The organism is Burkholderia sp. IT-111MI5, from assembly GCF_949752865.1.
GTDB lineage: Bacteria > Pseudomonadota > Gammaproteobacteria > Burkholderiales > Burkholderiaceae > Burkholderia > Burkholderia pyrrocinia_C.
Genome location: NZ_CATKIF010000011.1, coordinates 1,139,352 through 1,156,788, shown reverse-complemented (window position 1 = coordinate 1,156,788; position 17,437 = coordinate 1,139,352). Strand labels below are relative to the sequence as shown.

Genomic DNA, 17,437 nt, shown 5'->3' with positions numbered 1-17,437 from the left:
ATGAATTTTCCAACTAAAGAACAGTTCTTTGAAAGCTTTGGACTTGAGCCGGTACAAGAAGATCCGACTCTGGCACTGTGTCGCTACCGTGTCCGGTCACAACACTGTGATGTCCAAATTGATGTGTCGTTCAGTGGTGTTGCCGAGTCCTTCGAGGTCCGGCTTGAATGTTGTGGTCGCGAGGTGGTGGTTCTCGTGAGCGAGCGAGCCGAATTGATCGAGCTATATCGTGAGCGCGAGGGAAATGGAATTCGCGCTGTCTTCATGCTACAAGGCGTGACTTCCGAAGCGATTGTAATTCTCGAGCCCGAAATCAGTTGTCGCTGGTCGGTGCTGAGGACGGAGTGAGGCATATCGGATTTGACGGCGAGCACTCGATATATGAGCTGGGGCCTAGCTCGGATGTAGTGCTGTTCTTCGATTGCCTGAAAGCCTACGCGGAACAGGCGCACCCGGATCAGGACTGGAGCCTGTTGACCGATCGTTTGTATCGTCGCTACTTGCGACGGGAAGAACTGGACAAGGCAACTGCGCTGATGGAGCAGGTACGTCGGATCTTTGCGCAGTATCCCGCCGCTTTAGCCGTCGATTGGGATACATTGTTGTCAGGTGATCCGGGGCAGAGCTGGCTGAATCCGGACCAGCCGACTCTCGCCGACGTGTTTAGCAAATACTTCGAGAACTTCGAAAAGGCGTGCGGCTCGGCAAAGTCGTTTGTGGATGCATTCAACATTTACCAGCCGGTTCGGGTGGTGATGTCCGACTTGCCGGGCTTCGCACGTGACAAAAACAAGCCGCTTGCCGAATATGACGCGCTGGAGGGCAAGCCGTTCTGGCTTCAGTAGGCGCTATGGGAGGATAGGCGATCGCCGGTTATTGCCCGGACAGCAGCAGTATGACGAACCCGACCATGTGCCGGGTTTGTGGACTATGGCGTTTTCCGCGAGTTGACGACGGCCGCTAGAAAATCCTCCTCGCGACTTCCCAGCGTGCACCCTCATCGAGGTGCATTTGTTGAATTCCGTCAATCACGTGCCGCAGCCACGCGTCGGCGACGGCGCGATGTTCATTGTGTGGCCGATCGGCCGGTGCGCCGTGGAATGGCGCAATTGTTGGTCGCGGTTTGTCGTCGAATCTCCCCTTGAAACGAAGCCGTTCTCCAAGATTGAAATGGCCCGAAGAAATCAGGCAGGTCAGTGCGATCGCGCCAGCGTCGTCTGTTTTGATGAAATATTCCAGTAATATTTTTTAAGATAATCGAAATAAAATATATTCAGAAGCTACCCTAAAGAAAGCGAAACCCCCTGCCGTTACACCTCCTCGGTGGCTCGCAAAACCATACGAAAGCCGCACAACCACACGACCAAACAACCGAGGGACGCACGGCCGGCGAAGCCGTGCGCATGATCAGAAGATGGGACGCATCGATTCGATTCGGCGCGCGGGCATCGGGGGCCTGCGTGCCCTCTGCCTTGCCGCAGCAGGACTGCTGCGGCATCGCACTACCGCCGCTGCGGGCCTTGCCCCGCACGAACACACGCCCACGTCTGTATCCGTCGTGCCGAACGTCCGGCAACCGGCGGACCTGACGCTTTCCCTCGCCGGCATATCACAACATCTATTCAACGCCGTTCACGGAGGGAAGCAAGAAAAGCGAAAACACGAAGCGATTTTCCAATAAAAGAAATACAACGATATTCAAATATTGACTATTAAAAATGCATCGTAAATCGGGGATTGAATTGAAGAAGCATTCTGTTTGTTTTCTGGCGGCTGCCGCGATCTCGGTATTCGTCGTCGCGGGTTGCGGTGGCGGCGACGGCTCGTCGAACGCAAGCAGCGCAAACACCGGCGGCACCAACAACGCAGCCAGCACACCGGTCGTCGCATCCACGCCGCTCGCGGCACAGCCGGCGAGCGCACCGGTCGCCTCGTCGCAGCCGGTGACGGTCGGCGAGGCGCTGCCCAGCCTGTCGACCCCGCAAGCCGGTTCGACCGCCGCAACCGCGAGCGGTCCGATCGGGATCTGGACGGAATCCGGCAGCCTGGGTTACTCGACCATCGCCCTGGTCGATCCGCGCAACAACGTGACCGCGCTCAATCTGCTGGGATCGTTCGTGATGTCCGAGGATTTCGCGACTCTGACGGTCAATGGCGCGACGTGGTCGCTTGGTTCGGGCGTCAACTTCGGCGCGGGCGGGTTGACCACCAAAATCGACTCCGGCTCCGGTGCGTACAGCGCGAAGCAGACGTTGTCCGGAACGATCAGCCGAGGCGGTACCGCGTCGACCTTCACGTGGACCTATAACGCCGCAAACGCACTGAGCGTCACGCAGGATAGCGTCACGGGCGCATGGGCCACGACGAACGCGTCCTTCACGATCGCATCGGGCGGCACGGTCACCGGCACGCTGAGCGGCTGCAACATGACCGGCACGCTGACGCTCGCCACGCCCAGCTCGAACCAGAACATGTACGACATGACGCTGGCAGCCTCGGCATCGTCGGGCTGCAGGCTCCCGGCAGGCGTTCCGCTGTCGGGCAGCGCCGCGATCATGTTCGTGCCGATCAAGGGGACCAACGGCTTCCAGCGATCGATCCTGTACGTGCTGCGCGCCGCTGATTACAGCTTCGTCGCCTACGGCCAGGTCATCAAGCAATAAACGCACGGCCTGCTCGCACGCGGCGTTTTCACGCGCTGCGTGCGACGGCCCGACGAAAACGTTCCGTCAACAACGAAAGTCAATTCACTCAATGAAGAACTTCTCCAAAGCCACCCTGGTCGGTTGCGGCCTGCTCGTGACGCTGCTGTCCGGCTGCACCACGTTGCCGAATACCGACATGAAACCCGAGGCGCGTCAGAAGCTGCATTCGATCGCCATCCTCGACGTCAGCGAGCCGAAGCGTGTCGCGGTTATCAATCTCGGCGGCGCGGCGGGCGGGTTCGGTCTGATCGGCGCACTGGCGCAAACCGCCGTCAACGCGAGCCATACGAGCACCTACACGGATCACGTGGCCACCAGCAAGACCGTATTCGCACCGGACATCGTGGACGGCGTAACGGGCCGCCTCGCCGGCAACGGGTATCAGGTCGTGAAGCTGGACGGCCAGAAAGTGAAGCTCGCGGATGACGGCAAGTCGGACGACTACTCCGCGATCCAGACCGACGCGGATGCCATCATGAATGTGTGGTTCACGTCGTTCGGCTATATCTCGCCGCCCAACCAGCCCGATTACATTCCGTGGGTGGTGGTCCGGGCGCGCATTCTCGATGCCAGGACGAAGCAGGACCTCTATTACAAGACGTTCGCGTGCGGCTACGACATCAAGGCGAACAGCGTCCACATCGACAGCGATTTCGCTTACACATACGGCAGCTTCAGCGATCTCGAGAAGAATTTCGACAAGTCGGTGGAAGGGATCAAGTCGTGCGAGAAGTCGGTCGCGGAAATGATCGGTCAGGATCTGGCACGGACGCCGGCGACTGCGACTACGACGATGACGACGACCGCGACCGGGACGGCGACGGCATCGAAATGATCTTGATGCGACTGCGGGATCGTCGTGATACGCGTTCCGAATCCGGCAGTGCTTGAAGAAAGCTGAGAGGGGAGTACTGCACGCGGCCGGGCGGTTTTTACGCCGCCCGGCCGCTCGCGAAAGCGACCGGCTTACTCGTCGCTATCGCCCTTGATCTGCGGCAGCGCCGACGATTCACCCGGCGTGAGCAGGCCGACTTGCGTATAAACGCGCAGCTTGTCGCGCGTATCGGTGATGTCGAGGTTGCGCATCGTCAGCTGGCCGATCCGGTCGCGTGGCGAGAACGTCGATGCGACCTTCTCCATCGACAGGCGTTCCGGCTGGTACGTGAGGTTCGGCGACTTCGTGCTCAGGATCGAGTAGTCGTTGCCGCGGCGCAGTTCGATCTTCACTTCGCCGGTGATCGCGCGCGCGACCCAGCGCTGGGCCGTTTCGCGCAGCATGATCGCCTGCGGGTCGAACCAGCGGCCCTGGTACAACAGGCGGCCGAGACGGCGACCGTTCTCGCGGTATTGCTCGATCGTGTCTTCGTTGTGGATGCCGGTGACGAGACGCTCGTACGCGATGTACAGCAGCGCGAGGCCCGGGGCTTCGTAGATGCCGCGGCTCTTCGCCTCGATGATCCGGTTCTCGATCTGGTCGCTCATGCCGAGGCCGTGGCGGCCGCCGATGCGGTTCGCTTCCAGCAGCAGCTCGACCTGATCCTTGAACTCGACGCCGTTCAGCGCGACCGGCTGGCCGGCTTCGAAGCGCACCGTCACTTCCTCGGCGGCGATCTTCACGTCGTCGCGCCAGAACGCGACGCCCATGATCGGGTTCACGATCTTGATGCCGCTTTCGAGGCTTTCGAGATCCTTCGCCTCGTGCGTCGCGCCGAGCAGGTTCGAATCGGTCGAATACGCCTTTTCTGCCGACATCTTGTACGCGAAGCCCGCCTGACGCATGAATTCGGACATTTCGGCGCGGCCGCCGAGCTCGTCGATGAAGGTCTGGTCGAGCCACGGCTTGTAGATCTTCAGGTCCGGGTTCACGAGCAGGCCGTAGCGGTAGAAGCGCTCGATGTCGTTGCCCTTGTACGTGCTGCCGTCGCCCCAGATGTTGACGCCGTCTTCCTTCATCGCGGCGACGAGCATCGTGCCCGTCACGGCGCGGCCGATCGGCGTCGTGTTGAAGTACGTGACGCCGGCCGTCGTGATGTGGAACGCGCCGCTTTGCAGCGCTGCGATGCCTTCGGCGACGAGCTGCGCGCGGCAGTCGATCAGGCGGGCGCCGGCTGCGCCGTATTCGATCGCACGCTTCGGGATCGCGTCGTAATCGTCTTCGTCGGGCTGGCCGAGGTTCGCCGTGTATGCGTACGGGACGGCGCCCTTCAGTTTCATCCAGTGCAGCGCGGCGCTGGTGTCCAGGCCGCCGGAGAAGGCGATACCGACCTTCTGGCCGGTCGGGAGGCTTTCGAGAATCGTGCTCATAGGAATTACCGTGGATTGGGTCCGGTGGGATCGTATTTCGCGGAATATGCGAGTATCGGCTGTCCGGGAAGTTGGGGCAAGGGCTGATTTTCGCGCGGATACGTCGTCCGGCCTGTCGCGGCGGGCCCGGCGGGCGGTTAACCAGGCGGAGAACGCGGCGCGAACCGGCGCCGGGCGGCGGCCGAAACGGGCTCGGACGCGCGCCGTCGCGGGCCGTGCTTCCGGGGCCGGATCGGCCGAGCGGCGGGGCTGCCGTCGTCAGGATAGCGGTCCGTCAGATCGAAAGGCATATGAAAGGCTGGCGGATGAAGCCCGGAATCCCGCGAACCTCAGATATTCCACGACTGCGCGGTGTCGAGCAGCTTCTCGCGCAACTGATCGACTTCGCCGGCCAGCTTGGCCGTGATCGACACGTAGCCGGACAGCTGCGGCGGCGGTGCGTCGTGCGGCGGGTCGGCCGGCCGGCGGCGCGGCGCGAGCCGGCTCGGCTTGCCGAACTTGAGCGCGCGGCTCGCGCCGACCAGCGTGTCGCGGATGCGCCGGTTCACGGCCTTCATCCCGACGCGCATGTATTCGCGGGCCGCCAGGTCGTCGCGGGCCGGCACCGCGCTCGACAGGATCTCCAGATAGCCGATGCACAGGCGCAGGCTGCGCTGGATCGCCTCGAGCTGCGCCATCGACGTTTCGCATTCCTTCGACACCGACGGCATCAGCGAACGCAGCTGCACGAGCAGCGCGCTCAGCGCGGCCATTTCCTTCAGGTGCGCGTCGTCGCCGACCTGGCGGTCGCCGGCGACCCGCGCATGCACGGCCGCGCACGCGCGCAGCGCGTCGGCGAGCTTGTAGCGCCACGAATAGGTCGCATAGAGCGGCAGCGCGAACGAGAACGCCAGCGCGATCGCGATGCCGATCAGCACGTTCACCGCGCGCCACAGGCCGTCGACGATCTCGTTGTCGCCGTGCCCGGCGACGATCACCATCGTGATCGCCGACAGCAGCGCGATATAGCCGGCCTTGCCGATCGCGTGATACGCGCAGATGCCGCAGGCAACCGACATCAGCAGGTAGATCGCGATCGGTGCGTGCGCGGCGGAATACAGCAGGATCAGCCCGAGCCCCGCGAGCGCGCCGATCGACGTGCCGAGCGCACGCTCGGCCGCCTTCTTGCGGATGTTGCCGTGATGCTGCAGCCCGCCGACGACGATCAGCACGGTGATCGTCGACCACTCGCCGTGCGGCACGCGCAGGCCGGTGGACAGGGCGATCGACACGAGAATCGCGAGCGCGACGCGCGCGGCATGAATCAGCTTCGCGTGCCGGTAGCGGCGGTACGGATCGAGCAGCGGACGGAGCGCGTGGCGCAGGAGTGGCGGCAGCCGGGTAGGGAGCGAGGCGGTCATGACGGAGCTGGAGTGGCCGGAACGCGCACGGCGGCTTGCGCGGGGCGGCGCCGCGCCGCATGCGCAGCAGACGTAACGCTAGCCGAACGCGCGCGGGCTGTCCACGGCGCGGCTGTCCGGGGTGGCCGGCTGCCGCATCGTGTCGCGACGACACGTCACGCCATGTCACGCCATGCGTCGGCCGTGCTCGGCTGCGCGTCCGACACGCGGTTGCGTCCGCCGGACTTCGCGCGGTACAGCGCCTCGTCGGCGCGCCGCAGCAGCGTTGCGGCATTCGTGCGGCCGTCGGCGGCGGTTGCCGTGCCGATGCTGGCCGTGACGCGCCCGTACGGGCTCTTCACGTGCTCGATGCCGAGCTCCGCGATCGCGTGCCGGATGCCTTCGGCAACGGTCGCCGCGCCTTGCGCGTCGGTGTCGGGCAGCGTGACGACGAATTCCTCGCCGCCGTAGCGCGCGACGTGGTCGCCTTCGCGGCGCAGGCAGCGCGACGCGGATTGCGCGACGCGGCGCAGCACGTCGTCGCCGGCCGGGTGGCCGTAATAGTCGTTGAACGCCTTGAAGTGATCGACGTCGACGAACAGCACGGACAGCGGGCGGCCGCTGCGCGCCGCACGCTGCGCCTCTTTCGCGAGCACCGTGTCGAACGTGCCGCGGTTGTCGAGGCCCGTCAGCGAATCGGTGTGCGCGAGCCGGTACAGCTTCGATTCGGCGATCTGCCGGCGTCCCAGTTCGCGCGACAGCGCCAGCGAGCCCCACGCGATGAACCCGGTGAACAGGCACATCAGCACGACGGTCCAGATCGCGCGGTGGTGCCACGGCGCGTAGACGTCGATCTCGGCCGGCGCGACGTCGACGATCAGCGGCAGGCCGGGCAGATGCTTGTAAACATAGATGCGCCGCACGCCGTCGATGCTGCCGATGCCCGACAGCACGCCTTCGCGGCGGCGCAGCGCCTCGATGAACAGCTGCGAATTACGCAGGTCGAGGCCGACCACGCGCGCGTCGTAAGGCAGGCGGCTCACGAGCATGCCGTTGAGCTCGGCGATTGCCGCGCTGCCGTGCTTGCCGACCGCGAGGCCGTCGAGCAGCGCGCGGAAGTAGTCGATGCTGAGCGTGCCGACGACGACGCCGCCGAACGTGCCGTCGGACAGCGTGATCCGGCGGCTGAGCGCGATCGTCAGCGCGCCGCCGCGCAGCCGGGACGCGTAGGGGCGGCTGATATAGAGGCCCTGCGCGAGCCCGTTGCGGTGCACGGTGAAATAGTCGCGGTCCGCATAGTTGCCTTGCCGCGCGGGCGACACGCTCGAATCGATCACGATATTGCCGTGCGCATCCATCACGAAAAGCGACCCGAGATACGCGCCGGTGGCGGCGCGGTCGAACAGCAGCCGGTGGCGCTGGCGCGGCGGCAATGTCATCAGTTCCGGATCGGCTACGCCGTCGACGACGTTTTGCAGCGACAAATCGTAGAGTTCGATATTGCGCGCGATATCGCGTTCGATCAGCAGCATCAGGTTGCGCGCATTTTCGACCGCGTGCTCATACGCGTCGCGTCGCGCCTCGATTAAAAGCGACGTCGAAAGTCCCCAACTGAACATCAGCAGGACGATGCCCGCGACGAGCACGCCGCGGGGCGACAGAATGCGTGCCACGATCGACGCGGTATGGCGGCGCAGCGTGGCGGGCAGCGGGAGTGACTTCATCCTCGGGGGCGACGGGCGGCGGATACTCGCGTTGCGACGGTTCCGCGCGCTGATTATTTCGAATTAACCCGCATTATCTCGCGAATTCCTGCAATTCGTGTGCGCATGCAAAACATGCATGCGGAAACAGCAATTCGAAACGATTACGCATCATTACCGCATAGCGCGCGGGTGATTTGATTTGAATCAATTGTCAGTATCGGTCGTTTTGTCTGATTAATGGTGCGATGACCGGTCGATTTTTCGTATCGGCGCGGTATTTGGCGGATCGAGACAGGATTACCCGTTTACCGGGCGGAATGAAAAGCCGAATAACCCCGGGATACCCATGGTTTTGGCGCCGGCAGGCGGCTGCGGTTGCGCCGGTGCGGCCAACTCCTTGATTCTGCGAAATCTCTGCGGCCGCGGCGGGCGTGTGCGCCTGAGCTCCCCCCATGGCGAATCAGGTAGAATCCGCGCTTCGCCGCAGGCGCCCGCCGCGCAACGCGTATCGGGGCCGCATCGAATGCATCGCAGGACGCGTACCGCGCTCCGATTCCGCATGCGCCGGCTACGGATGCCGGCCCGCTCAACGTTCGTCTCGTTTATGTCCGCAATTCCGAAATCCGACCAACCCGGTTCGTCCGCGAACCCACCCAAGCTTCATCGCGCGCTGAAGGCGCGCCACCTGACGATGATCGCCATCGGCGGCTCGATCGGCACGGGCCTGTTCGTCGCGTCCGGCGCATCGATCTCGCAAGCCGGCCCCGGCGGCGCGATGGTCGCGTACATGCTGATCGGCCTGATGGTCTACTTCCTGATGACGAGCCTCGGCGAGATGGCCGCGTTCATGCCCGTGTCGGGTTCGTTCGCGACCTACGGCGCGAAATACGTGGACGAAGGCTTCGGCTTCGCGCTCGGCTGGAACTACTGGTACAACTGGGCCGTGACGATCGCGGTGGAGCTCGTCGCCGCGCAGCTCGTGATGCACTACTGGTTTCCGGACGTGCCGGGCGTATGGTGGAGCGCGGCCTTCCTCGCCGTGATGTTCCTGCTCAACGCGCTCACCGTGCGCGGGTTCGGGGAGGCCGAATACTGGTTTGCGCTGATCAAGGTCGTCACCGTGGTTGCGTTCATCGGCGTCGGCCTGCTGATGATCTTCGGCATTCTGAAAGGCGCGCCGAGCAACGGCTGGGGCAACCTGACGATCGGCGACGCGCCGTTCGCGGGCGGCCTGCCGGCGCTGATGGGCGTCGCGATGATCGCGGGCTTCTCGTTCCAGGGCACCGAGCTGATCGGCGTCGCGGCCGGCGAATCGGAGCACCCGCGCACGACGATCCCGCGCGCGGTGCGCCAGGTGTTCTGGCGGATCCTGCTGTTCTACGTGTTCGCGATCTTCGTGATCGGCGTGCTGATCCCGTACACCGACCCGAACCTGCTGAAGACGGACGTGACCGACATCGGCGTGAGCCCGTTTACGCTGGTGTTCCGCCACGCGGGCCTCGCATTCGCGGCCGGCGTGATGAACGCGGTGATCCTGACCGCCGTGCTGTCGGCCGGCAATTCGGGCATGTACGCGTCGACGCGGATGCTCTACAACCTGGCGACCGAAGGCCGCGCACCGAAGGTGTTCGCGAAGCTGTCGCCGGGCGGCGTGCCGCGCAATGCGCTGTATGCGACAACGGCCGTCGGCGCGCTGTGCTTCTTCACGTCGCTGTACGGCGACAAGACGGTGTACCTGTGGCTGCTGAACACGTCGGGGATGACGGGCTTCATCGCCTGGCTCGGCATCGCGGTCAGCCATTACCGGTTCCGCAAGGGCTACGTCAAGCAGGGTTATTCGCTCGACCAGTTGCCGTACCAGTCGAAGTGGTTCCCGTTCGGCCCGCTGTTCGCGTTCGTGCTGTGCCTCGTGATCGCGCTCGGGCAGGACTATCAGGCGTTCCTCGCGAACAAGATCGACTGGGCCGGCGTGACCGCGACCTATATCGGTATTCCGCTGTTCGTCGTCGTGTGGCTCGGTTTCCGGCTCCTGAACAAGAGCCGCTTCGTGCGCTACGAAGACATGGAGATCGCGCCGTGGATCGCCGCGAGCCGCGGCGCGCAGCCGCAGCCGGTGGCGAATCGCGAAACCGCGGGCTGACGCGGGCGCGGCAGGCGGCCGCGCGACGTGCGATGAAACGGGAAGCCTTGCGCTTCCCGTTTTTTTTGCCCGGCTTTTGCCTGCACGGGGTCAAAGCCGGTTATATTGCCCGACCCTACCGGGCCACGGCCCGGCCGGCGCGACACGCGCAGCGCGGATCGGCATCCGGCGCGCATGGCGCGCGGCGGCCGGCGGCGCCCGGCGTTTTCATCGTTCCATCCGGGCCGGCACGGCCCGCGGAGCGCGCAACCCAGAGGAATCCATGAGCGCATCACCCGCCGAGCGGAAGGCCGGACCCGTTTCCATCGTGCGAATCGAAGCCGCGATCAACGCGTGGCGCGAAGTGTACCCGCCGGCACCGGACGGCGAGGACGGCTACGCGCTCGACGCCGGCAGCAATTGCCTCGCCGAGCTGTACGGCACGATGATCTGCTATCGGCTGCCGGACGTGCCGCTCGACTCGCTGAGCAACGAGCAGCGCGACGCGCTTTACGCGACCGAGGTGTGACGGGCGGTCGCGACGCTGCCGCGACACGGCCGGCGTCGATCGGGAAACGGGAAGCCTTCAGGCTTCCCGTTTTGCTTTGGGCCGCGCGTGGCCGTATGCGTGGCGGTTTGCGCCGCCTGCGGTATCGTGACGACATCGTCCGGCCGTGGTTTGACGTCGGGTCGCTGTCCGGGAGGCATCGAAAATGGAGTTGAGACACCTCCGCTACTTCGTCGCGGTTGCCGAGGAGCGGAATTTCACGCGTGCGGCGGAACGGCTGCATATCGCGCAGCCGCCGCTGAGCCGGCAGATCCAGCAGCTCGAGGAAGCGCTCGGCGTGCCGCTGTTCGAGCGCAATGCACGGCCGCTGAAGCTGACCGACGCGGGGCGCTTCTTCTATTCGCACGCGGTGCAGCTGCTCGCGCAGACGGCCGAGCTCGAATCGATGACGAAGCGGGTCGGCAAGATCGAGCGCAGCATGTCGGTCGGTTTCGTCGGCTCGACGCTGTACGGGATGCTGCCGAAGATCATCCGGCGCTTTCGCAGCGAGTATCCGGCCGTCGAGCTGAGCCTGCACGAGATGTCGACGATGGACCAGATCAAGGCGTTGAAGGAAGGGCGCATCGACGTCGGGTTCGGGCGCATCCGCCATGAAGATCCGAGCGTGCGGCGCGTCGTGCTGCGCGAAGAGCGGATGATCGTCGCGCTGCCGGTCGGCCACCCGCTCGACAGCGCGAAGCCCGTGCTGTCGCTGCACGATCTCGTGAACGACACGCTGATCATCTTCCCGAAGGCGCCGCGCCCGAGCTATGCGGACCAGGTGCTCGCGGCCTTTCACGATCGCGCGTTGCAGCCGCGGCGGATCTACGAGACGCGCGAACTGCAGATCGCGCTCGGCCTCGTCGCGATGGGCGAGGGCGTGTCGGTCGTGCCGCACAGCGTGTACGGGCTGAAGCGCGACGACATCAGCTACAAGCCGCTCGACGATCCGAACCTCGTGTCGCCGATCATCATGAGCATGCGGATGCTCGACGAATCGGAGGACATCCGCGCGATGCAGGCGCTGATCTACCGGCTGTACGACGAAGCGCAGATGGAGTATCTGCCGCCGCAGCCCGAATGAGCGCGCGGGCGGTGGGGGCTTGCTTGACGCTGCGCGCGCGGGCAGGCCAACATGCGGGGATCCGATGGGGCCGCCGACGTGCGGCCGCTTTTATGCAGACGACCGACACATGACCGATAGCCTGATCGAGGAGACAATCGTCGAGACGCCGCAAGGGCGTCTTTTCGCGAAACGCTGGCGTGCTCGTCCGGTGCAAGATGAGACGGGCACGGCCGTGGCGGCCGCACCTAAGCCGGCCGCGCCCATCGTGCTGCTGCACGATTCGCTCGGCTGCGTCGACCTGTGGCGCGACTTTCCCGCGCAGCTCGCGAACGCCACGCAACGCGACGTGATCGCATACGACCGCCTCGGTTTCGGCCGTTCGGATCGTCATCCGGGGAAGCTCGGCACGACGTTCGTGCGCGACGAGGCCGATCGATCGTTCGTTGCAGTGCTCGAGCAACTGCGTGTCGACGCGTTCGTCGCGTTCGGGCACAGCGTCGGCGGCGGAATGGCGGTCGGCTGCGCCGCCGCGCATCCGGGGCGTTGCCGCGCACTCGTGACGGTCGCCGCGCAGGCGTTCGTCGAGGATCGCACGCTGGCCGGCATTCGCGACGCTGGGCTGCTGTTCGACGAACCGGGCCAGCTCGACCGGCTCGCGCGCTATCACGGCGACAAGGCCGAGTGGGTACTGCGCGCGTGGGTCGACACGTGGCTGTCGCCGGCGTTTCGCGACTGGAATCTCGACGACGACTTGCCGCGCGTGCAATGCGCGACGCTCGCGATTCACGGCGAAGACGACGAATACGGCTCCGACGTGCATCCGAAGCGGATCGCCGCGCGCGTCGCGGGGCCGTCGTCGTTCCTGTTGCTCGCCAAATGCGGGCACATGCCGCACCGCGAGCGCACGGACGACGTGCTGGCCGCGGTGGCGACGTTCCTGCGCGACGCGGACGCCTGAGTGTGCGGGCAACCGGCGGGCGTGTGCCCGCCGGCCGTCAGAACGCCAGCTGGATCGCGAGATCGATCGCGAGCAGCGCGATCGAGCAGCCGATGCCGAGGATCACGTTCGGCAGCCGATGCTCGAAGTCGCGATCGCGACGCATCGCGGCACCGAGCAGGAAGATCGCCTCGACGACGATCTGCAGCCCGACGAACAGCAGCATCAGCAGATACTCATAACCCATCTGCTTGAACGCGGCGAATTGCATCCCGTGATCGCGGATCCACTGGCCGACGCGCAGCAGTTCGTAAATGAACAGCAAGGCGGGAAACAGGTAGCTGATGAAATAGGTCGGCGCGGTGGCGTGCCGTAGTTCGAGGTGGAAGTGCTGATGCGTGGTAGCCATCACGAATCCCTCCTTGCAACGCAGGGTTGCGGTCGCGACGGCGGCGCGACAACGTGCGAATTACGGGATTACCCGATGCACCGTGCGCAGCCGTTCGACACCAGCATACTGCTGCGCGGCACATTTGGCATGCAGTGCGTGCATTCGTCGTGGAAAACCGTATGCGCTGCGCGACGCATTCAACGTGCGGCACTCGCCGGATGCGGCATGTCGGCCGGTTGCGTGGCGCCCGATGTATTCGGCAGCAACCACTCCGGATGCTGTTCCAGGTCCCCGGCCAATGCGCGCAGTGCGCTCGACGTGCGTGCGATTTGCGTCAGCGTACGGTGGACGTTCGATGTGTTCGCACCCTGTTGCGCGAGCATCGCCTGCGCGGCCGTGAACGCCTGTCGCGCGGTGCCGAGCGCATCGCGCGCATGCGGCGCGAGTTCGGTATCGAGTTGCGTGAACAGCGCATTGGTGCGCATGAGCGTTGCGTTCAGATCCGTGCCCATGCGGTCGAGCGGCAACCGGGAAAGTGTTCCGGCGATATCGGCAATGCGTACGCGCAGCACGTCGAGCGTGCCGGGCACGGTCGGCAACACGATCGGCATGCGATCCGTATCGACCGAGGCGGGCGGCGCGTGCGGAAACATGTCGAGCGCGACATACGAGCGGTTCGCGACCGGATTGCCGACGCGCAACTGGCCGCGCAAACCGCGCGCGACGAGCGTGCGCAGCAGCGCCTTGCCGGCATCGGTGTCGCCGTTGCCGAGCGCGCTGCGATAGCGCTGCCCGAGGCGATCGGGGTAAAGCGCGACCGTCACGCGCATCGTGACGCTGCCGCGTGCCGCGTCGTATTCGGTGCCGACGGCCGTCACGTTGCCGAGTTCGACGCCGCGAAAATCCACCGGCGCGCCGACATCGAGCCCGCGCAGCGAACGGTCGAAATGCATCACGACCGGCGCGGCCGGTGCATTCGGCGTGCGCATTGCGTCGATTTCGTCGTTGGCCACGCGAAAGCGCGCACCGTCCGGCGCCGCGACGTTCGCGGTGCGACCGGGTGGCGCGGCGAACGCGAGCGCGCCGGCGAGCAGCGCGGTGATCGACGGCGTGTCGAGCCTCATGCCGCCCGCATCGAGCCGCAGGCCGAGGCCGCCGGCCTGCCACCAGCGCGCATCGACGTCGACGTATCGATCGAATGGCGCAGCGACGAACACGTCGATCGATACGCTGCGTCCGTCGGCATCGAGCGTATAACCGGCGACCTGACCGACACGTGCGCGCCGATGATAGACCGGCGAACCGATGGCGACCGAGCCGAGCGACGTCGCGCGCAGCGTGTAGTGACGGCCGCCGCTTTCGTTGACGGGCGGCGCATCGAGCCCGGTGAACGTCGTGCGCGGTTCGCGCGAACTGCCGAGTGCGGCCGCGATATACGAACCGGACAGCACCGAATCGAGACCGGAGAGGCCGCCGGGCCCGATGCGCGGCCGCACGATCCAGAAGCGTGTGTCCGCAACCGCCAGCGCTTGAGCGTCGGTGTCCAGTCGCACATCGATCATCACGCCGGGCTGCCCGCGCAATACGCGAACGCGCGTGACGCGACCGATTTCGACATTGCGCAGCCGCAGCGTCGATCGGCCGGCTTCCAGCCCGTCGGCTGTCGCGAACGCAATTGAGATCGTCGGCCCGCGGCTGTCGACCGACGAGACGCCCCACGCGATACAGAACGCGGCGGCCGCGAGCGGCGCGACCCAGAAGATCGCCGCTCGCGGCCAGAGCGTGCGCACCCTCCTGAAACGCGCCAGGGTGCGCCGAAGGTCGTCAGTCGAATTGCGCGACGAGTGCATCGGCACCCTTGTCGATCCCGGTCTTTGCCGCGCTGAGCGCGCCGAAACTCGCGCCGATGTTCATCGCATTCGGATACTGCTTCGTCACGTACGCGCTGATCAGCCGGTTCGTCGATGCATCGCGGATCTCCACCGCGTAGATGACCGAGCCCGTGAATGCGCCTTCGCGGCCGCGGATTGCCTGCACGCCGTTGTACACGTTGCCCGCGAGATCGAAATGCGCGAATGCGCCGGCAAACGTCGTCGTCGTCACGGCGCCTGTCAGCGTCAGCTTTACGCGCAGCGTGTCGGGGCCCGGCGTGCTCGTCAACTCGAATCGCTTGCCGAGCTTCTTCGCGAACGTGTCGCCCATGTATGTCGCGAGTGTCGACTTGTCCTGGTCGTTCAGGTTGCCGAACTGATGGTCGGTGCCGCGATAGACGGCCACCGGGTCGAGAATCAGCTTCCGGTACTTGTGCCAGTCCGCCGGCAGCGCGTAGCGATAGGGCACGCGCCCGGACTTGTCCTGCGGATCGCTGCGCAGGTAGGGCGACGATTCGATGCCGCTGTAGCGGGCGGGCTGGACGCCGGCACATCCGGCGAGCGCGACGCATAGCGCGGCGTTGAGCAGGTGGCTGGGCTTGATCGATCGGTTCATTTGATGCTCCGGGTCGGGGTTCGCGCCGGTAGAGCCGGTGCGAAGGGTGGTGCAACAGGGCGGCATCGCCGCTCGGGGTTCTGGAAAAAAGCCAACCAGACGGTTTGTTTTTGACGCGCAATCACCGCATGAATCGACGGAGCGGCAGGCCGGCCGCAGCGTTTATCGGCCGGACAGCCGTGCCACAGGCGGCATTCGCGCCGCGCCATGCGGTGCGCGACGCGGCCCGTCATCCGGCCGGGGCCGATGCGGGAGCCGATCGTAGCACCGCCATTTCAGGATGTAAACCGACCAGGCGGTTTGTTTGTGATAGACTCCGCGCACTTCCTTCATGCGATCGTGCCGGTCCGGCGCGGCCGTGTTGCATCACTTCATACCGGGGAAAGTTCATGGATAACCCGACGCGTTCCGAGCGAACGCGCACTGCCGCGATCCAGGCGGCGCTCGCGATCATCGAGCGCGACGGCCCGGGCAAGCTCACGTTCGATGCGATCTCGCGTGAAAGCGGCATCAGCAAGGGCGGGCTGATGCATCAGTTCCGCACGAAAGGCGATGTGCTGAACGCGCTGATGGAACATCAGCAGGACTACTACCAACGATTCCAGCGCGACTATCTGGCCGCGCGCGATCCGCGCGAAGCGCAGCCGACGCTGTCCGCGCAGATCGCGACGATGCGCGAAGTGATCGACCAGCAGCCGTCGGCCGCGCTCGCGATCATGGCGGCGCTGGTCGAGGATCCCGCGCCGCTGCAGCAGGTTCGGGATACCGACGGCGAGAACGCGAAGCGCATCGCGGCCGAATCCGACGATCCCGATCTTGCGCTGCTGCGATGGAAAGCGGCCTGGGGGCTCGCGCTATCGGCGATGTTCGGGCTGTGCCCGCTGTCGGCCGACGAGCGCGCGCGGCTGTTCGACCGGCTGCTCGACGAGACGCAATGGCCGTCGGGCGGCGGTAATGCCGCGAAGCGCGGTGCGCCGGCGGCGAAAGCGTCGCGGAAGAAATGAAGCGCGCGTTCGTCGCATGCGGTGCGGCGGTCGCCCGTTTCGGGCGCTCGCTGCTCGCGGTCGTGCTCGGGCAATTGTGAGCCGCCGGTGAGTCGTGAGCCGGTGAGCTTGTGAGCGCCCGACCGGCGCCATGCACCGCTCAGCGTTGCGCTTGCGCGCCTTCAATAAACAACTTCGCGACCGACTGAAACTCCCGTTTCAGCGACAGCCCCGGCACCGTCAGCCAGCGCAGCATCGCCGCGAGATACAGGTGATGGAACCACGTCGCGAGCTGGTCGGCCCGCAGCGTTGCGTTCAGTTCGCCGGATTGCTGCCCCGCGGCGATCAGTTGCTGCCACACCAGCGCGATATCGCTGCCGTTCTCCCCGCCGCTTTCCGGATCGACCGTACCGATGCTCAGGAAGCGGTGCCGCAGATACGCGAGCAGGTACACCGGATGCTGCTCGCACCATGCGGCCGACGCGTCGAGCACGCAGCCGATGCGCGACGCAAAGGTCTTGCGCCGCGCGACGTCGCGCTGCAGATGCGCGAGGTCACGCGCGAGCTCGCCTTCGAGCCAGTGCGCGAGCACGGCTTCCTTCGTCGGAAAGTGGTTGTACAGCGTGCGCTTCGCGACATCGGCCTGCGCGGCGATCTGTTCCATCGTGACGGCTTCGTAGCCGTGCGCATCGAACAGGCGCGCGCCGGTGGCGGCGAGATGCGCGAGCATCTGGATGCGCTTGCGCGCGCGGCGGCCCGGATCTTCGGTCGGAATCGGCATGATGGGGATCTGCTGAAAGTGCATGAATTGCA

At 65.4% G+C, this 17,437-nt stretch carries 18 protein-coding genes; 10 read left to right on the top strand and 8 right to left on the bottom strand.

Annotated features, from left to right (window positions below):
* The 3 genes from ACM6JT_RS13485 (at position 1) to ACM6JT_RS13475 (ending at position 1,242) form a co-directional block, all read left to right on the top strand.
* Entirely contained in the window at positions 1-348 is a 348-nt protein-coding gene (locus ACM6JT_RS13485) for a hypothetical protein (protein WP_414856635.1), read from the top strand.
* A complete protein-coding gene (locus ACM6JT_RS13480; RefSeq protein ID WP_414856634.1) occupies positions 318-845 on the top strand; it encodes a hypothetical protein in 528 nt (175 codons plus the stop codon). The genes ACM6JT_RS13485 and ACM6JT_RS13480 overlap by 31 nt, the downstream gene beginning before the upstream one ends.
* Before the next feature lie 169 nt (positions 846-1,014).
* The gene (locus tag ACM6JT_RS13475) at positions 1,015-1,242 is read left to right on the top strand and encodes a hypothetical protein (RefSeq protein ID WP_414856633.1); all 228 of its coding nucleotides are present in this window, start codon (positions 1,015-1,017) and stop codon (positions 1,240-1,242) included.
* Between the two features lie 376 nt (positions 1,243-1,618).
* On the opposite strand, the gene ACM6JT_RS13470 is transcribed toward ACM6JT_RS13475, so the two are convergent.
* Positions 1,619-1,894: a hypothetical protein gene (locus ACM6JT_RS13470; RefSeq protein WP_414856632.1), complete on the bottom strand. Its 276-nt coding sequence runs from the start codon at positions 1,892-1,894 to the stop codon at positions 1,619-1,621.
* 49 nt (positions 1,895-1,943) lie between these two features.
* Here ACM6JT_RS13470 and ACM6JT_RS13465 point away from each other — a divergent pair, with 49 nt between their 5' ends.
* Both ACM6JT_RS13465 and ACM6JT_RS13460 read left to right on the top strand, forming a co-directional pair.
* The gene (locus tag ACM6JT_RS13465) at positions 1,944-2,663 is read left to right on the top strand and encodes a hypothetical protein (protein ID WP_414856631.1); all 720 of its coding nucleotides are present in this window, start codon (positions 1,944-1,946) and stop codon (positions 2,661-2,663) included.
* 91 nt (positions 2,664-2,754) lie between these two features.
* A complete protein-coding gene (locus tag ACM6JT_RS13460; RefSeq protein ID WP_414856630.1) occupies positions 2,755-3,540 on the top strand; it encodes a hypothetical protein in 786 nt (261 codons plus the stop codon).
* A 131-nt stretch (positions 3,541-3,671) separates the two neighbouring features.
* On the opposite strand, the gene argG is transcribed toward ACM6JT_RS13460, so the two are convergent.
* The 3 genes from argG to ACM6JT_RS13445 all read right to left on the bottom strand — a co-directional run bounded on the left by argG (position 3,672) and on the right by ACM6JT_RS13445 (position 8,112).
* A complete protein-coding gene (argG, locus tag ACM6JT_RS13455; RefSeq protein ID WP_034182143.1) occupies positions 3,672-5,009 on the bottom strand; it encodes an argininosuccinate synthase in 1,338 nt (445 codons plus the stop codon).
* 329 nt (positions 5,010-5,338) lie between these two features.
* Positions 5,339-6,409 carry an FUSC family protein gene (locus tag ACM6JT_RS13450; protein WP_414856629.1) on the bottom strand — a complete coding sequence of 357 codons (1,071 nt, stop codon included), beginning with the start codon at positions 6,407-6,409 and terminating at the stop codon, positions 5,339-5,341.
* A 155-nt stretch (positions 6,410-6,564) separates the two neighbouring features.
* The gene (locus ACM6JT_RS13445; RefSeq protein WP_034182145.1) at positions 6,565-8,112 is read right to left on the bottom strand and encodes a sensor domain-containing diguanylate cyclase; all 1,548 of its coding nucleotides are present in this window, start codon (positions 8,110-8,112) and stop codon (positions 6,565-6,567) included.
* Positions 8,113-8,698: 586 nt separating this feature from the next.
* Here ACM6JT_RS13445 and ACM6JT_RS13440 point away from each other — a divergent pair.
* The 4 genes from ACM6JT_RS13440 (at position 8,699) to ACM6JT_RS13425 (ending at position 12,784) form a co-directional block, all read left to right on the top strand.
* Positions 8,699-10,234 carry an amino acid permease gene (locus ACM6JT_RS13440; RefSeq protein ID WP_034182146.1) on the top strand — a complete coding sequence of 512 codons (1,536 nt, stop codon included), beginning with the start codon at positions 8,699-8,701 and terminating at the stop codon, positions 10,232-10,234.
* 262 nt (positions 10,235-10,496) lie between these two features.
* Positions 10,497-10,742: a DUF3717 domain-containing protein gene (locus ACM6JT_RS13435; RefSeq protein ID WP_034182147.1), complete on the top strand. Its 246-nt coding sequence runs from the start codon at positions 10,497-10,499 to the stop codon at positions 10,740-10,742.
* 184 nt (positions 10,743-10,926) lie between these two features.
* Entirely contained in the window at positions 10,927-11,844 is a 918-nt protein-coding gene (locus ACM6JT_RS13430) for a LysR family transcriptional regulator (RefSeq protein ID WP_034182148.1), read from the top strand.
* Between the two features lie 109 nt (positions 11,845-11,953).
* The gene (locus tag ACM6JT_RS13425) at positions 11,954-12,784 is read left to right on the top strand and encodes an alpha/beta fold hydrolase (protein ID WP_131947111.1); all 831 of its coding nucleotides are present in this window, start codon (positions 11,954-11,956) and stop codon (positions 12,782-12,784) included.
* A gap of 37 nt (positions 12,785-12,821) precedes the next feature.
* Here ACM6JT_RS13425 and ACM6JT_RS13420 read toward each other — a convergent pair whose 3' ends face one another.
* The 3 genes from ACM6JT_RS13420 to ACM6JT_RS13410 all read right to left on the bottom strand — a co-directional run bounded on the left by ACM6JT_RS13420 (position 12,822) and on the right by ACM6JT_RS13410 (position 15,641).
* Positions 12,822-13,172: a hypothetical protein gene (locus ACM6JT_RS13420; RefSeq protein ID WP_034182150.1), complete on the bottom strand. Its 351-nt coding sequence runs from the start codon at positions 13,170-13,172 to the stop codon at positions 12,822-12,824.
* Between the two features lie 179 nt (positions 13,173-13,351).
* A complete protein-coding gene (locus ACM6JT_RS13415) occupies positions 13,352-14,944 on the bottom strand; it encodes an intermembrane transport protein PqiB (protein WP_414856628.1) in 1,593 nt (530 codons plus the stop codon).
* A gap of 34 nt (positions 14,945-14,978) precedes the next feature.
* The gene (locus ACM6JT_RS13410) at positions 14,979-15,641 is read right to left on the bottom strand and encodes a DUF3313 domain-containing protein (protein ID WP_131945649.1); all 663 of its coding nucleotides are present in this window, start codon (positions 15,639-15,641) and stop codon (positions 14,979-14,981) included.
* Between the two features lie 389 nt (positions 15,642-16,030).
* On the opposite strand from ACM6JT_RS13410, the gene ACM6JT_RS13405 reads away from it, so the two are divergent.
* Positions 16,031-16,645 carry a TetR family transcriptional regulator gene (locus tag ACM6JT_RS13405; protein ID WP_131945650.1) on the top strand — a complete coding sequence of 205 codons (615 nt, stop codon included), beginning with the start codon at positions 16,031-16,033 and terminating at the stop codon, positions 16,643-16,645.
* Positions 16,646-16,784: 139 nt separating this feature from the next.
* Here the strand turns inward: ACM6JT_RS13405 and ACM6JT_RS13400 are convergent, their stop codons facing one another.
* Positions 16,785-17,405, bottom strand: a complete 621-nt coding sequence (locus tag ACM6JT_RS13400) for a TetR/AcrR family transcriptional regulator (RefSeq protein ID WP_131945651.1) — start codon at positions 17,403-17,405, stop codon at positions 16,785-16,787.
* Positions 17,406-17,437: the final 32 nt, after the last annotated feature.

What these genes read in the sequence shown, in the direction of transcription:
- ACM6JT_RS13485 (WP_414856635.1), top strand. Translation starts at nt 1, where the DNA reads ATGAATTTTCCAACTAAAGAACAGTTCTTTGAAAGCTTTGGACTTGAG.
- ACM6JT_RS13460 (WP_414856630.1), top strand. Translation starts at nt 2,755, where the DNA reads ATGAAGAACTTCTCCAAAGCCACCCTGGTCGGTTGCGGCCTGCTCGTG.
- argG (WP_034182143.1), bottom strand. Translation starts at nt 5,009, where the DNA reads ATGAGCACGATTCTCGAAAGCCTCCCGACCGGCCAGAAGGTCGGTATC.
- ACM6JT_RS13450 (WP_414856629.1), bottom strand. Translation starts at nt 6,409, where the DNA reads ATGACCGCCTCGCTCCCTACCCGGCTGCCGCCACTCCTGCGCCACGCG.
- ACM6JT_RS13445 (WP_034182145.1), bottom strand. Translation starts at nt 8,112, where the DNA reads ATGAAGTCACTCCCGCTGCCCGCCACGCTGCGCCGCCATACCGCGTCG.
- ACM6JT_RS13440 (WP_034182146.1), top strand. Translation starts at nt 8,699, where the DNA reads ATGTCCGCAATTCCGAAATCCGACCAACCCGGTTCGTCCGCGAACCCA.
- ACM6JT_RS13435 (WP_034182147.1), top strand. Translation starts at nt 10,497, where the DNA reads ATGAGCGCATCACCCGCCGAGCGGAAGGCCGGACCCGTTTCCATCGTG.
- ACM6JT_RS13430 (WP_034182148.1), top strand. Translation starts at nt 10,927, where the DNA reads ATGGAGTTGAGACACCTCCGCTACTTCGTCGCGGTTGCCGAGGAGCGG.
- ACM6JT_RS13425 (WP_131947111.1), top strand. Translation starts at nt 11,954, where the DNA reads ATGACCGATAGCCTGATCGAGGAGACAATCGTCGAGACGCCGCAAGGG.
- ACM6JT_RS13420 (WP_034182150.1), bottom strand. Translation starts at nt 13,172, where the DNA reads ATGGCTACCACGCATCAGCACTTCCACCTCGAACTACGGCACGCCACC.
- ACM6JT_RS13410 (WP_131945649.1), bottom strand. Translation starts at nt 15,641, where the DNA reads ATGAACCGATCGATCAAGCCCAGCCACCTGCTCAACGCCGCGCTATGC.
- ACM6JT_RS13405 (WP_131945650.1), top strand. Translation starts at nt 16,031, where the DNA reads ATGGATAACCCGACGCGTTCCGAGCGAACGCGCACTGCCGCGATCCAG.
- ACM6JT_RS13400 (WP_131945651.1), bottom strand. Translation starts at nt 17,405, where the DNA reads ATGCCGATTCCGACCGAAGATCCGGGCCGCCGCGCGCGCAAGCGCATC.